Origin of the sequence: Erwinia sp. V71, assembly GCF_965644245.1 — a bacterium.
Taxonomy (GTDB): Bacteria; Pseudomonadota; Gammaproteobacteria; order Enterobacterales; family Enterobacteriaceae; genus Erwinia.
On sequence record NZ_CBFFRK010000015.1, the window covers coordinates 51309 to 65864 of the forward strand.

Here is a 14556-nt window from a genome sequence, read left to right on the forward strand (position 1 = left end):
TGTCCGTAGCGTGCGCCAGGCGACGCCCGTCCCATTGTGCAGCCAGAAGGCAAGAACTGTATAAATAAACATGCTATTCTTAGCAGCAGTTAACGTGACAAAGGGTTTCGGGTGGACAACGCACGCGCAGGTTTTTTACTGACTCGCCACTGGCGCGATACCGCTTCCGGCTGCGAAGTGGTGCTATGGCTGGCGACCGATAACGGGCCGCAGCGGCTGGTGCTGCCGGAACAGGAAGCCGTCGCCTTTATCCCGCAGGAACATCTGCCGCGCGTGCAGCAACTGCTGGCGGATGAACGCCATTACCGCATTGCTACTCTGGAGCTGAAAGATTTCCGCCAGCGTCCGGTGTTTGCCCTCTACTGCCGCCAGTATCGCCAGTTGCAGCGGCTGGAAAAGCTGCTGCGCGAACAGCGTATTACGGTGTATGAAGCCGATATTCGTCCGCCGGAACGTTTTTTAATGGAGCGTTTTATCACCGCGCCGGTGTGGTTCAGCGGCCAGCCCGCCGGTAACAGCCTGATCAACGCACGACTGAAACCACATCCTGACTACCGCCCGCAGCTGAAATGGCTATCGCTGGATATCGAAACCACGCAACACGGCGAACTCTACTGCATTGGCCTGGAAGGTTGCGGGCGGCGCGATGTGTATATGCTCGGCCCGGAAAACGGCGATGCCAGCCAGATCGATTTCAATCTGGAGTATGTCAGCAGCCGCCCGCAGCTGCTGGAAAAGCTTAACGCCTGGCTGCAGCAGTATGATCCGGATGTGATTATTGGCTGGAGCGTGGTGCAGTTTGACCTGCGTGTATTGCAAAAGCACGCCGATCGTTACGGCATTCCGCTGCGCTTTGGCCGCGACCAGCAACCGCTGGAGTGGCGCGAGCATGGCTTTAAGCCCGGCGTGTTTTTCGCCCAGGCTGCCGGACGACTGATTATTGACGGCATCGAAGCGCTGAAATCAGCGTTCTGGAACTTCTCCTCCTTCAGCCTGGAAGCGGTATCACGCGAACTGCTGGGCGAAGGCAAAGCGATTGATAATCCGTGGCAGCGCATGGAAGAGATTAACCAGCGTTTCGATAACGATAAGCCCGCGCTGGCGCGCTATAACCTGAAAGACTGTGAACTGGTGACGCGTATTTTTCACCATACTCAGCTGATACCGTTTCTGCTGGAACGCGCGTCGGTGAACGGGCTCGCGGTGGATCGCCATGGCGGCTCCGTCGCCTCGTTTACCCACCTCTACCTGCCACGTATGCATCGCATCGGCTATGTGGCACCGAATCTGGGCGAAGTCGCACCGGAAGCCAGCCCGGGCGGTTATGTGATGGATTCGCGTCCCGGCCTGTACGATTCCGTACTGGTGCTCGACTACAAGAGCCTGTATCCGTCAATTATCCGCAGTTTTCTTATCGACCCGGTCGGGCTGGTGGCCGGACTGGCGCAACCGGATGATGCCCATTCCGTGCCCGGTTTTCGCCACGCGCGCTTTTCCCGCCGCGAGCACTGCCTGCCGGGCATTGTGCAGCAGATCTGGCAGGGGCGCGAAGAAGCGAAAAAACAGGGTAATAAACCGCTGTCGCAGGCGCTGAAAATCATTATGAACGCCTTTTACGGCGTGCTGGGCACCAGCGCCTGTCGCTTCTTTGACCCGCGGCTTGCCTCCTCTATCACCCTGCGCGGCCACGAAATTATGCGCCAGACGCGCGAGCTGATTGAGGCGGAAGGTTATGATGTGATTTATGGTGACACCGACTCCACCTTTGTCTGGCTGAAATCCGCACATAGCGAGGAGCAGGCCAGCGCGATTGGTCGCCAGCTGGTAAACAAAGTCAACCAGTGGTGGCGCGCCCATCTGCAGCAGCAGTATGGGCTGGAAAGCGCGCTGGAACTGGAATTTGAAACCCATTTCAGCCGTTTTCTGATGCCGACCATTCGTGGTGCGGAGCAGGGCAGCAAAAAGCGCTATGCCGGTTTTATCACCGCCAATGGTCAGCAGCAGATGGTGTTTAAAGGGCTGGAAACGGTACGCACCGACTGGACACCGTTAGCACAGCAGTTTCAGCAGGCGCTGTACCGGCGCATTTTCCTTAATCAGCCGTATCAGGATTTTATTCGCGAAACAGTACGCCAGCTGCTGGATGGCGAACTTGATGATCAACTGGTGTATAAAAAACAGCTGCGGCGACCACTCAATGAGTATGAGCGCAATGTGCCACCCCATGTGCGCGCCGCACGGCTGGCGGATGAGCACAACCGCAAACTGGGCAGGCCATTGCAGTACCAGAACCGCGGTTCAATTAAATATGTGATGGCGACATCGGGCCCGGAACCGCTGGAAGCACGCGTCACCCCGCTCGACTACGATCACTACCTCACACGCCAGCTGCAGCCGGTTGCGGACGGTATTCTGCCGTTTGTCGGCGATGATTTTGCTACACTGATTACCGGGCAGTTAGGGCTGTTTTGACAGGTGACGAACGCGTTACCTTCCAGTACCATAGCGCCCTTCCTTATTTCACCGTTCGGCATTACCAGCCAGACCCTCTGCGTCCGGCCGCCATACTATTGCCCTGAGCGCGTGGTTAGTACCTTTTTTACGAGAATCGAGCCAATAATCTATGCCTTTTACACTTGGTCAACGCTGGATCAGCGATACGGAAAGCGAACTTGGACTGGGAACCGTCGTTGCCCTGGATGCACGTATGGTGACCTTACTGTTCCCGGCCACGGGTGAAAACCGTCTCTATGCCAGAAATGATTCTCCAATCACCCGCGTGATGTTCAATCCCGGCGACACCATCACCAGCCACGAAGGCTGGCAGCTGGAAGTGGCCGATGCACGCAATGAAAACGGCCTGATGGTGTATGTCGGCCGGCGTCTGGATACGGACGAAGAGGACGTGATCCTGCGTGAAGTGATGCTGGACAGCAAACTGGTGTTCAGCAAGCCACAGGACCGCCTGTTTGCCGGTCAGCTCGACCGTATGGACCGCTTTGCCCTGCGTTTCCGCGCCCGTAAATACCAGAGTGAGCAGTACCGCCTGCCGATCAGCGGCCTGCGCGGGATGCGCACCAACCTGATCCCGCACCAGCTGCATATTGCGCACGATGTTGGCCGTCGCCATGCGCCGCGCGTGCTGCTGGCGGACGAAGTCGGTCTGGGGAAAACCATTGAAGCCGGGATGATTATTCATCAGCAGCTGCTGGCAGGTCGTGCCGAGCGCGTGCTGATTGTGGTGCCGGAAACCCTGCAACACCAGTGGCTGGTGGAAATGCTGCGCCGTTTTAACCTGCACTTCTCGCTGTTTGATGATGAGCGCTATGCCGAAGCGCAGCATGACAGTGACAACCCGTTCGATACCGAACAGCTGGTGATCTGCTCACTGGACTTTGTGCGTCGCAATAAGCAGCGCCTGGAAAAGATGGCCGAAGCCGAGTGGGACCTGCTGATTGTCGATGAAGCGCACCACCTGGCGTGGAGCGAAGAGGAAGTCAGCCGTGAATATCAGGTGATTGAACAGCTGGCCGAGCGCATTCCGGGCGTGCTGCTGCTGACTGCGACGCCAGAACAGCTGGGTATGGCCAGCCACTTTGCCCGTCTGCGCCTGCTGGACCCGAACCGCTTCCACGATTTCGAACAGTTTGTTGCCGAGCAACAGCAATATCGTCCGGTCGCCGATGCCGTGGCGCTGCTGCTGGCCGATAAACCGCTCTCTGCCGATGAGATGAATCTGCTGAACGACCTGGTAGGCGAGCAGGATATCGAGCCGCTGCTGCAGGTCGCTAACAGCGCACGCGAAGGCAAGCTGCAAGCGCGTCAGGAGCTGATCAGCATGCTGATGGACCGCCACGGCACCAGCCGCGTGCTGTTCCGTAACACCCGCAGCGGCGTGAAAGGCTTCCCGCAGCGCGAACTGCATCAGATCCGCCTGCCGCTGCCGCAGCAGTATCAGACGGCAATTAAAGTCTCCGGCATTATGGGCGCGCGTAAGTCTGTTGATGAACGTGCCCGCGACATGCTCTATCCGGAGCAGATTTATCAGGAATTTGAAGGCGACAGCGGCACCTGGTGGAACTTTGATCCGCGCGTCGAGTGGCTGCTGGGCTATCTCACCAGTAACCGTGATGAAAAAGTGCTGGTGATCTGCGCCAAAGCCGCTACCGCACTGCAGCTGGAGCAGGTGCTGCGTGAACGTGAAGGTATTCGCGCCGCGGTGTTCCACGAAGGCCTGTCGATTATTGAGCGTGACCGCGCGGCTGCCTACTTTGCGACAGAAGAAGGTGGTGCGCAGGTCCTGCTGTGTTCAGAAATTGGATCGGAAGGGCGTAACTTCCAGTTCGCCAGCCGCCTGGTGATGTTTGACCTGCCGTTTAACCCGGATCTGCTGGAACAGCGTATCGGCCGTCTCGACCGTATCGGTCAGGCGCACGATATCCAGATTATGCTGCCGTATCTGGAGAAAACCGCGCAGTCTGTATTGGTGCGCTGGTATCACGAAGGTCTGGATGCCTTTGAGCACACCTGCCCGACCGGCCGCGCCATCTATGACAAAGTGTATAACCCGCTGATCAATTACCTGGCGGCGCCAGAGAATACCGAAGGCCTGGATGAGTTTATCCAGCAGTGTCGCAGCGAGCATGACGCGATTAAAACCCAGCTGGAACAGGGCCGTGACCGCCTGCTGGAGCTGAACTCCAACGGCGGCGAACAGGCGCAGGCGCTGGCAGAACAGATCGCCGCGCAGGACAGCGACACCAATCTGGTGAATTTTGCGCTCAACCTGTTCGATATTGTTGGCATCAATCAGGAAGATCGCAGCGATAACCTGATCGTGCTGACGCCATCGGATCATATGCTGGTGCCGGATTTCCCGGGCCTGCCGGAAGATGGCTGCACCATCACTTTCGACCGCAACCAGGCACTGTCGCGCGAAGATGCGCAGTATGTCAGCTGGGAGCATCCGATCATCCGTAACGGCCTCGATCTGATCCTTTCCGGCGATACCGGCAGCTGCGCGCTGTCACTGCTGAAAAACAAAGCACTGCCGGTCGGGACGCTGCTGCTGGAGCTGATTTATGTGGTGGAAGCTCAGGCGCCAAAACAGCTGCAACTGACCCGCTTCCTGCCGCCAACGCCAATCCGCATGCTGGTGGATCGCAAAGGCAGCAACCTGGCGGGCAAAGTGGAGTTTGAGAGCTTTAACCGTCAGCTGAATGCGGTCAATCGTCATACCGCCAGCAAACTGGTCAACGCGGTGCAGCAGGATGTGCACGAAATTCTGAAGCTGTCTGAAGATCAAGCGGCAGCGGAAGCGCGTGTGCTGATCGACGCCGCACGCCAGGAAGCGGATGAGAAGCTGAGCGCCGAACTGTCGCGTCTGGAAGCGCTGAAAGCGGTGAACCCGAATATCCGCGAGGATGAAATCGAGGCGCTGGAAAATAACCGTGCCCAGGTGCTGGCCAGCCTCAACGACGCCAGCTGGCGTCTTGATGCCCTGCGCCTGATTGTGGTGACACACCAGTAATGCCACCCCCTCCGCCATCGTGCGGAGGGGATTTTCCCGCTGATGTCAGCGACGCGCTGCACGGAAAATAAACGCTCACATCGCTGCATTTTCCGCTACACTGCGCGCTAATACTGACGCTGTACACGTATCAATGCGATAGACCATGGAACCTTACAATCCTCCGCAAGAACCCTGGCTGCATATCCTGTATCAGGATCAGCACATTATGGTGGTCAATAAACCCAGCGGGTTGCTCTCCGTACCGGGTCGCCTCGAAGAACACAAAGACAGTGTGATGACGCGTATTCAGCGCGATTATCCCGCGGCGGAATCCGTGCATCGTCTCGATATGGCAACCAGCGGGATTATTGTTGTCGCGCTGAACAAGGCTGCGGAACGTGAACTCAAACGACAGTTTCGCGAACGCGAACCGCAAAAGACGTATGTCGCGCGTGTCTGGGGACACCCGCAGCCAGAGAAAGGGCTGGTGGATTTGCCACTGATTTGTGACTGGCCAAACCGCCCGAAACAGAAAGTCTGCTTCGAAACCGGTAAAGCCGCGCAAACGGAGTATGAAGTGCTGGAGTATGCGGCGGATAACAGCGCACGCGTGCGATTAAAACCGATCACCGGCCGTTCACACCAGTTGCGTGTGCATATGCTGGCACTGGGTCATCCGATTCTCGGTGATAATTTTTATGCGCATGACGCCGCCCGCGCGATGGCACCACGCCTGCAACTGCATGCGGAGATGCTGACGATTACACATCCGGACTACCAGACGCCAATGACCTTTCGTCAGCCAGCAGAGTTTTAATATTTTCAGGAATACCACGCGCAACGTATTCTGGTGCACGCGGCGCAGCCAGTTCTGATGCGGCCAGCGCGCAAAAACCGGAGCGTACAATCAGTACGTGAGGATTTTGAGCACTGCCCGCAGCGGAAATGGCAGGTAAGCCAGCCAGAATTACTTAAAATTCTTCTCGCGCTTAATCAGATCATACGCCGCCTGAATCTCCTGCGCTTTCTGCTTCGCCATCTTCATCATCTCCGGCGGCAGGCCTTTCGCCACCAGTTTATCGGGATGGTGCTCACTCATCAGCTTGCGGTACTTACGCTTAATGGTGGCGCTGTCGTCACTGCGTTTCACCCCCAGCACACTACAGGCATCGTCCAGCGTCGGCCCACGCTGAGGCTGCTGAAAACCACCGCCCGCACCCTGTGACGATCCCGAAGAGTGACCCCAGCCATGATGCGCGCCACCGCCAAACTGCTGCCCCCCCGCCATCATGCGCAGAAACTGATCGAACTGATGACGGGAAATGCCCAGTTCCTCAGCAATCACATACAGCACTTTGCGCTCGCTGGGATGCAGTGTGCCGTCAGCAAACGCCGCCTGCATCTGAATTTCCAGGAACATCCGAATCAAATCAAAACGACCAAAGCAGGCGCTGCGCAGCTCACGCAGTTTGTTACGCAGCGGGTAATCGCTCTGCTTGCCTTCACGAAATGCCTGTTGCGCTGCCGTGCGCGCCTGGCCGTGCAGCTGCATACGCTCCATCACCTGCGTCGCCATCTGAATATCTGCGTTAGTGACCCGCCCTTTTGATTTCGTTAAATGCCCCATCACCTGAAACGTGGTGCGAAAAAACAGCGTCTGGCGTGATTGTTGATTGCTGAAATAACCCTGCCGCCGTACACCACGAATTTTGTCAATAAGATGGCCGATGATCAGGCCCAGCGCGAGGCCCCACAAGCCAGTTCCCGACATTAACCCCAGCACGAGGCCGATTACTTTCCCCCAATAGCGCATATACTCCTCAATTCGCCATGCTGACGGCTAAAAATTGCATTATCATACCTGTCATTTATCTCTGAGCCTATCGGCAACGCGGGTAAACGGGCAGCATTAACACTGGCGCTACGCTGTTGAGTACGTTAGTCTCTGACCGTTTGTCGGCATGATGCCTGTTATCACGGAATTCTCGATACCGCGTATGAAAAAACGTATACCAACTTTGCTGGCCACCCTGATTGGTTCAGCACTCTACAGCCAGCAGGGACTTGCCGACGACTTAATGTCGCAGTGTATGCTTGGCGTGCCAAGTTTTAATCGCCCTGCGGTGCAGGGTGATACTAATCAGCTGCCGGTAACGATCAACGCGGATAACGCCAAAGGCAACTACCCTGACAGCGCGGTATTCACGGGTAATGTGGATATACAGCAAGGGAATAGCCGTCTGCAATCGGATGAAGTGCAGCTGCATCAAAAAATCCTGCCAGGCCAGACCGAACCCACACGCACCGTCGATGCGCTCGGTAATGTGCACTATGACGACGACCAGGTCATCCTGAAAGGTCCGAAAGCGTGGTCAAATCTGAACACCAAAGACACCAATGTCTGGAATGGTGATTATCAGATGGTCGGTCGCCAGGGCCGTGGCGTCGCCGATCAAATGAAACTGCGCGGTGAAAACCGCTACACCATTCTGGAAAACGGCAGCTTCACCACCTGTCTGCCGGGCGATTACAGCTGGAGTGTCGTCGGTTCCGAAGTGATCCAGGACCGCCAGGAAGAAGTCGCGGAGATCTGGAATGCGCGCTTTAAAATTGGCGCCGTACCGGTGTTTTACAGCCCGTATCTGCAACTGCCCATTGGCGACCGCCGCCGTTCCGGTTTCCTGATCCCTAATGCCAAGTATGGCAGCAGCAACGGCGTTGAATTTATTCTGCCGTACTACTGGAATATCGCACCGAACTTCGATGCCACCATCACGCCACACTATATGAGTAAGCGTGGCCTGCAGTGGCAGAATGAGTTCCGCTATCTGACCGATTTCGGCACCGGCCTGATCGAATTCGATTATCTGCCTTCAGATGACCAGTACAACCGCGACCAGGCGACGCGTGGCACTGATGACAAAGACTCGAACCGCTGGTTCCTCTTCTGGCGTCACTCAGGTGTCTACGATCAGCACTGGCGCCTAGATGCTAACTACTCCAAAGTCAGCGATTACTACTATTTCAACGATCTGAGTTCACCGTATTACTCATCGACGGATGGTTATCTGACGCAGAAATTTAGCTTCGGCTACGCGGATACCAACTGGAACGCGACGTTATCCAGTAAAGACTTCCAGGTCTTCTCCAATACCAGCAGCAACAATATCTATCGTGCGCAGCCGCAGCTGGATATTAACCTGTATCAGAACGATATCGGCCCGTTTGATGCCCATCTGTATGCCCAGGCGGTAAAATTCAGCAACGTGAATGAGCGCTATCCGGATGCCACCCGTCTGCATATTGAGCCGACCATTAATCTGCCGGTATCCAACGGCTGGGCAAGCCTGAATACCGAAGCGAAACTGCTGGCAACGCATTATCAGCAGGATGGCGTCGAGTATTTTAACTCTCTTGATGAAAACAAAAATAATCAGCTGAAAGAGTCGGTTAACCGCACCCTGCCGCAGTTTAAAATGGATGGCAAAGTGGTACTGGAGCGCGAAATGAACTGGGCGGAAGGCTATACCCAGACACTGGAACCGCGCGCTCAGTACCTGTATGTGCCGTATCGTGACCAGAGCCATATCAATGCCTATGACTCCACGCTGCTGCAAACCGATTACACCGGCCTGTTCCGCGACCGTACCTATAGCGGCTTGGATCGCATCGCATCAGCCAATCAGCTGACCACCGGTGTCACCTCACGCATTTATGATAACGATCTGGTGGAACGTTTTAACGTTTCTGTTGGTCAAATCTACTCGTTTACCCCTTCACGCACCGGACTGAACACCGTGAGCGATGAAGATGACACCGGCAGCCTGGTGTGGGCCGGTGATACATACTGGAAGATTAGCGATCGCTGGAGCACGCGTGGCGGGATTCAGTACGACACGCGACTGGACAATATCGCACAGGGCAATGCGGTGCTGGAGTATCGCCGTGACGCGGATCGTATGGTCCAGCTGAACTACCGTTACAGCAGCCCGGAATATGTGGCTACGGCATTGCAGAACCAGAATAGTAGTGTGATTAACAACCCCATCTACAAGAACGGTATTTCGCAGGTGGGGGTCACCGCGAGCTGGCCAATTGCTGATGCCTGGTCTGTTGTTGGTGCGTACTATTACGACACCAAATCACAACAGTCCGCCGATCAGCTGGTGGGTCTGCAATACAGCTCGTGCTGCTATGCGATCCGTCTCGGTTACGAGCGCAAAATCAACGGCTGGGAAAACAGCAGCAGTAAATATGACAACCAAATCTCGTTCAACATTGAACTGCGTGGCCTGAGCTCGAACTATGGCTTAGGAACCGGTCAAATGCTGCGTGAGGGCATTCTGCCTTACCAGCGTGCTTTCTGATGTTGTAATGTTTGACATGCAAACCCGCAGTGCGGAAAGAAGAATGGAAAAAGTATGAAGAACTGGAAAACGCTGATGCTTGGTGTGGCTCTGGTAGCCAATACCGCGTTTGCAGCGCCGCAAGTTGTTGATAAAGTCGCCGCCGTCGTAAACAACGGTGTGGTGTTAGAAAGTGATGTGGATGGCATGATGAGCTCGGTGAAAGCCCAGGCGCAGCAAGCCGGACAACAACTGCCTGACGATCGCACCCTGCGCCATCAAATTGTTGAACGTCTGATTATGGATAACATCCTGCTGCAGATGGGCAAACAGATGGGCGTGCAGATTACTGATCAACAGCTCGATCAGGCTATTACCAATATCGCTGCACAGAACCAAATGAGTCTTGACCAGATGCGTAGTCGTCTGGCCTACGACGGCGTCAATTACAACGTCTATCGCGAGCAGATCCGTAAAGAGATGCAGATTGCGGAAGTGCGCAATAACGAAGTGCGCCGCCGTGTCACTATTCTGCCACAGGAAGTGGACGCCCTGGCCGAGCAGGTTGGCGCCCAGCACAACCGTGGTACAGAACTGAATATCAGCCATATTCTGTTGCCACTGCCGGAAAACCCAACCCAGCAGCAGGTGGATGACCAGGAAAGCCTGGCGAAACAGCTGATGAGTGAACTGCGTGGCGGCGCCGATTTCGGCAAGCTGGCGGTGACCTACTCCGCGGCCCCGCAGGCGCTGAAAGGCGGCAATATGGGCTGGGGCAAAATTGAAGAGCTGCCAACCCTGTTCTCCCAGTCGCTGAGTAGCGCGAAGAAAGGCGATATCGTTGGTCCGATTCGTTCCGGCGTCGGTTTCCATATTCTGAAAGTGAATGATGTGCGTGGCGAAAGCCAGAACATTTCCGTCACTGAAGTGCACGCCCGCCATATTCTGCTGAAGCCATCACCGGTGCTGACTGACGCGCAGGCGCGCCAGAAGCTGCAGGAAGTGGCCGCAGATATTCAGAGCGGGAAAATCAGTTTCGCCAATGCGGCGAAGCAGCTCTCTGACGATCCCGGTTCTGCGAACCAGGGTGGCGATCTGGGCTGGACCTCTCCGGAAGTGTTCGATCCTGCGTTCCGCGATGCTCTGCTGAAGCTGAACAAAGGCCAGACGAGCCAGCCTGTGCACTCCTCCTTCGGCTGGCACCTGATTCAGTTGCTGGATACCCGCCAGGTGGACAAAACCGATGCGGCACAGAAAGAGCGCGCTTATCGTCTGCTGTTTAACCGTAAGTTCGCAGAAGAAGCACAGACCTGGATGCAGGAACAGCGCGCCAGTGCTTACGTGAAAATTCTGGATGCCAATGCTCAGTAATACACGTGTAGTGATCACCCCCGGCGAACCCGCCGGGATTGGTCCTGACCTCACCGTTCAGCTGGCGCAGCGTGACTGGCCAGTTGAACTGGTGGTGTGTGCCAGCCCGCAACTGCTGCGCGATCGCGCGGCGCTGCTGGGTCTGCCGTTAACCCTGCGTGAGTACCAGCCTGGTGTCGCGGCTCAGCCACAACAGGCAGGCACCCTGACGGTACTGCCAGTGGAACTGGCGCAGCCAGTTACTGCTGGTGAGCTTGCGGTCGCCAATGGTCACTACGTGCTGGACACCCTCGCACGCGCCTGTGATGGTTGCCTGCACGGCGAGTTCGCCGCGCTGATTACCGGTCCGGTGCACAAAGGGGTGATCAACGATGCCGGTATTCCGTTTACCGGCCATACCGAATTCTTCGCCGACCGCGCGGCATGCGAACGGGTTGTGATGATGCTGGCGACGGAAGAACTTCGCGTCGCTCTGGCAACCACCCATTTGCCACTGAAAGATGTCGCCGCCGCGATTACCCGCGACAGCCTGCATGAAGTGATCAACATCCTGCATCAGGATCTGCAAAGCAAGTTTGGCCTCGCGACACCGCACATCTTCGTTTGCGGCCTGAACCCGCATGCTGGCGAAGGCGGTCATATGGGTCGTGAAGAGATTGACACCATCATCCCGGCGCTGAACGAACTGCGTCAGCAAGGCATACTGCTGACCGGCCCGTTGCCGGCGGATACCCTGTTCCAGCCGAAATATCTGCAACATGCTGATGCCGTGTTAGCGATGTATCACGATCAGGGGCTTCCGGTGCTAAAATACCAGGGATTTGGCCGCGCGGTGAATATCACCCTTGGCCTGCCTTTTATCCGCACCTCTGTCGACCACGGCACCGCCCTTGAACTGGCGGGCCAGGGCACAGCGGATGCGGGCAGCTTTATCACGGCGCTTAACCTCGCCATTACCATGATCAAGAGCAGTAATGAATAATCGCGTCCACCAGGGCCATTTTGCCCGCAAACGTTTTGGACAGAACTTCCTCAACGACCAGTACATCATCGACAGCATTGTCTCCGCCATCCACCCACAGCCTGGCGAGGCGATGGTCGAAATCGGCCCCGGCCTTGGCGCACTGACCGAACCGGTTGGTGAGCGTCTTGACGCCCTGACGGTGATCGAACTTGACCGCGATCTGGCGGCGCGTCTGCAGACTCATCCGTTCCTCGGTCCCAAGCTGACGATTTTCCAGCAGGATGCGATGACCTTTAACTTTTCCGAACTGGCGCAGCAGAGAGGTCAGTCGCTGCGCGTGTTTGGCAACCTGCCATACAATATTTCCACACCGCTGATGTTCCACCTGTTCAGCTATATGGGTGCGATCCGCGATATGCACTTTATGCTGCAGAAAGAAGTGGTCAACCGTCTGGTTGCAGGCCCGGGCAGCAAAGCGTATGGTCGTCTGAGTGTGATGGCGCAGTATTACTGCCAGGTGATCCCGGTATTGGAAGTGCCACCGGAGTCCTTCACCCCGGCGCCAAAAGTCGATTCCGCCGTGGTGCGTCTGGTACCACACCTGACATTACCGCATCCGGTCGATAGTGTGCGCACACTGAGCCGTATCACCACCGAAGCCTTTGGCAAGCGCAGAAAAACCCTGCGTAACAGCCTGGGTCACCTGTTCAGCGTTGAGGCGCTGGAAGAAATGGGTATCGATAACACGCTGCGGGCAGAAAATATCACTGTCGCACAGTATTGCCAGTTAGCGAACTGGTTAACTGCGCACCCTGAACCGCAGGAGCAGGAGAGCTAAACGCATGATTGAATCGCCCCGGATTTGTGTACAGGTACAAAGCGTCTATATCGAGTCGCAATCGGCGCCGGATGAAGAGCGCTATGTGTTCGCCTATACCATTACCATCCGCAATCTCGGGCGCAATTCCGTGCAACTGCTTGGCCGTTACTGGTTAATCACTAACGGTAACGGCCGCGCCACCGAAGTTCAGGGAGAAGGCGTGGTAGGTGAGCAGCCGGTGATTGCCTCCGGCGACGAGTTTCAGTACACCAGCGGCGCTATCCTCGAAACCCCGATGGGCACCATGCAGGGCCACTATCAGATGATCGACGATCAGGGGGAAACCTTTACCGTCGACATTCCCGTATTCCGTCTCGCCGTCCAGGCCCATATTCATTAAGATATTCAGATGAGTACATACCTTATTGGTGATATCCACGGTTGCTATGACGAACTGCAATCATTGCTGGCGCAGGTCGCGTTTAATCCCGAACACGATACCCTGTGGCTGACTGGCGACCTGGTCGCACGCGGCCCGGCCTCCCTTGATGTATTGCGTTTTGTCCGCTCGCTCGGTGACAGCGTCCGGCTGGTACTGGGCAACCACGATTTGCATTTGCTGGCGGTCTACGCCGGTATCAGCCGTAATAAACCGAAAGATCGCCTGACGCCATTACTGGATGCACCTGACGCCGATGAGCTGATTAACTGGTTACGCCGTCAGCCATTGCTGCAGGTGGATGAAGAAAAACGGCTGGTGATGGCACATGCCGGTATTACGCCACAGTGGGATCTCGCCACAGCGCAGATGTGCGCGCGCGAAGTCGAAGCGGTATTGTCCAGCGACAGTTATCCGCTGTTCCTCGATGCGATGTATGGCGATATGCCGAATAACTGGAGCCCGGAGCTGTCCGGACTGTCGCGCCTGCGTTTCAGCACCAATGCCCTGACCCGCATGCGTTTCTGCTTCCCGAACGGTCAGCTGGATATGATTGCCAAAGAAGCACCGGAATCGGCACCTCCGCCGCTGAAACCCTGGTTTGCGATCCCCGGCCCTGTGGCACAGGATTACACCATCGTCTTTGGTCACTGGGCGGCGCTGGAAGGGCGTGGCACGCCGGAAGGCATTATTGGCCTGGATACCGGCTGCTGCTGGGGCGGCACTCTGACGATGCTGCGCTGGGAAGATGGCTCGCTGTTTGTGCAGCCCTCCAACCGTGAACGCATGATTGTTTCCTGACGCGCAGCAATATCGGTCGCGCCCAGCGACCGGTATATTTATCGCCTGGCGAAATCGCCCTATTTCCACATTTGTTTCACATCGAATCAATTATTTCTTTTAATCACTCATCCAGGCCAGAACAAATAAATCACAGCAACCATGCAGGGATAAGGACCAAAGGCAAAGCGTTCACCCTTTTTTATTCGCAATACACTTACAGCAACAATCAACGCAAATAATGAAGAGCGCGAATTCAGATAATAAGTGCAACGCTCGGACATGATTGTGGAGAGTGTAGGAGGAAGGGTTAACTACCGATAA

At 56.1% G+C, this 14556-nt stretch carries 10 protein-coding genes; 9 read left to right on the plus strand and 1 reads right to left on the minus strand.

All coding sequences use genetic code 11. From position 1 onward, the window contains the following. The first annotated feature begins 111 nt into the window (after positions 1-111). The 3 genes from polB (at position 112) to rluA (ending at position 6329) form a co-directional block, all read left to right on the plus strand. The gene (gene polB / locus ACSZO1_RS05750; protein ID WP_437610415.1) at positions 112-2472 is read left to right on the plus strand and encodes a DNA polymerase II; all 2361 of its coding nucleotides are present in this window, start codon (positions 112-114) and stop codon (positions 2470-2472) included. 151 nt (positions 2473-2623) lie between these two features. Continuing rightward, a complete protein-coding gene (rapA, locus tag ACSZO1_RS05755) occupies positions 2624-5530 on the plus strand; it encodes an RNA polymerase-associated protein RapA (protein ID WP_437610417.1) in 2907 nt (968 codons plus the stop codon). Positions 5531-5675: 145 nt separating this feature from the next. Beyond that, positions 5676-6329, plus strand: coding sequence for a bifunctional tRNA pseudouridine(32) synthase/23S rRNA pseudouridine(746) synthase RluA (rluA, locus tag ACSZO1_RS05760; RefSeq protein WP_437610419.1), 654 nt, complete (start codon positions 5676-5678; stop codon positions 6327-6329). A gap of 150 nt (positions 6330-6479) precedes the next feature. Here rluA and djlA read toward each other — a convergent pair whose 3' ends face one another. Beyond that, on the minus strand, positions 6480-7325 hold the full coding sequence (gene djlA / locus ACSZO1_RS05765; protein ID WP_437610421.1) for a co-chaperone DjlA: 846 nt from the start codon (positions 7323-7325) through the stop codon (positions 6480-6482). 184 nt (positions 7326-7509) lie between these two features. Here djlA and lptD point away from each other — a divergent pair, with 184 nt between their 5' ends. The 6 genes from lptD to apaH are packed head-to-tail and all read left to right on the plus strand — an operon-like array spanning position 7510 to position 14253. After that, positions 7510-9879: an LPS assembly protein LptD gene (lptD, locus tag ACSZO1_RS05770; RefSeq protein ID WP_437610423.1), complete on the plus strand. Its 2370-nt coding sequence runs from the start codon at positions 7510-7512 to the stop codon at positions 9877-9879. Positions 9880-9933: 54 nt separating this feature from the next. Further along, complete coding sequence (surA, locus tag ACSZO1_RS05775) at positions 9934-11229, plus strand: peptidylprolyl isomerase SurA (RefSeq protein ID WP_437610425.1); 1296 nt, start codon at positions 9934-9936, stop codon at positions 11227-11229. Further along, a complete protein-coding gene (gene pdxA, locus ACSZO1_RS05780; protein WP_437610427.1) occupies positions 11219-12211 on the plus strand; it encodes a 4-hydroxythreonine-4-phosphate dehydrogenase PdxA in 993 nt (330 codons plus the stop codon). The genes surA and pdxA overlap by 11 nt, the downstream gene beginning before the upstream one ends. Continuing rightward, positions 12204-13031 (plus strand): 16S rRNA (adenine(1518)-N(6)/adenine(1519)-N(6))-dimethyltransferase RsmA, encoded by an 828-nt coding sequence (rsmA, locus tag ACSZO1_RS05785; protein WP_437610429.1) that lies wholly within the window; start codon positions 12204-12206, stop codon positions 13029-13031. Before pdxA ends, rsmA begins: the two co-directional genes overlap by 8 nt. A 4-nt stretch (positions 13032-13035) precedes the next feature. After that, positions 13036-13413: a Co2+/Mg2+ efflux protein ApaG gene (gene apaG, locus ACSZO1_RS05790; RefSeq protein WP_437610431.1), complete on the plus strand. Its 378-nt coding sequence runs from the start codon at positions 13036-13038 to the stop codon at positions 13411-13413. A gap of 9 nt (positions 13414-13422) precedes the next feature. Continuing rightward, positions 13423-14253 carry a bis(5'-nucleosyl)-tetraphosphatase (symmetrical) ApaH gene (gene apaH, locus ACSZO1_RS05795; RefSeq protein WP_437610433.1) on the plus strand — a complete coding sequence of 277 codons (831 nt, stop codon included), beginning with the start codon at positions 13423-13425 and terminating at the stop codon, positions 14251-14253. Positions 14254-14556: the final 303 nt, after the last annotated feature.

What these genes read in the sequence shown, in the direction of transcription:
- pdxA (WP_437610427.1), top strand. Translation starts at nt 11,219, where the DNA reads ATGCTCAGTAATACACGTGTAGTGATCACCCCCGGCGAACCCGCCGGG.
- apaH (WP_437610433.1), top strand. Translation starts at nt 13,423, where the DNA reads ATGAGTACATACCTTATTGGTGATATCCACGGTTGCTATGACGAACTG.
- lptD (WP_437610423.1), top strand. Translation starts at nt 7,510, where the DNA reads ATGAAAAAACGTATACCAACTTTGCTGGCCACCCTGATTGGTTCAGCA.
- surA (WP_437610425.1), top strand. Translation starts at nt 9,934, where the DNA reads ATGAAGAACTGGAAAACGCTGATGCTTGGTGTGGCTCTGGTAGCCAAT.
- rapA (WP_437610417.1), top strand. Translation starts at nt 2,624, where the DNA reads ATGCCTTTTACACTTGGTCAACGCTGGATCAGCGATACGGAAAGCGAA.
- djlA (WP_437610421.1), bottom strand. Translation starts at nt 7,325, where the DNA reads ATGCGCTATTGGGGGAAAGTAATCGGCCTCGTGCTGGGGTTAATGTCG.
- rluA (WP_437610419.1), top strand. Translation starts at nt 5,676, where the DNA reads ATGGAACCTTACAATCCTCCGCAAGAACCCTGGCTGCATATCCTGTAT.
- rsmA (WP_437610429.1), top strand. Translation starts at nt 12,204, where the DNA reads ATGAATAATCGCGTCCACCAGGGCCATTTTGCCCGCAAACGTTTTGGA.
- apaG (WP_437610431.1), top strand. Translation starts at nt 13,036, where the DNA reads ATGATTGAATCGCCCCGGATTTGTGTACAGGTACAAAGCGTCTATATC.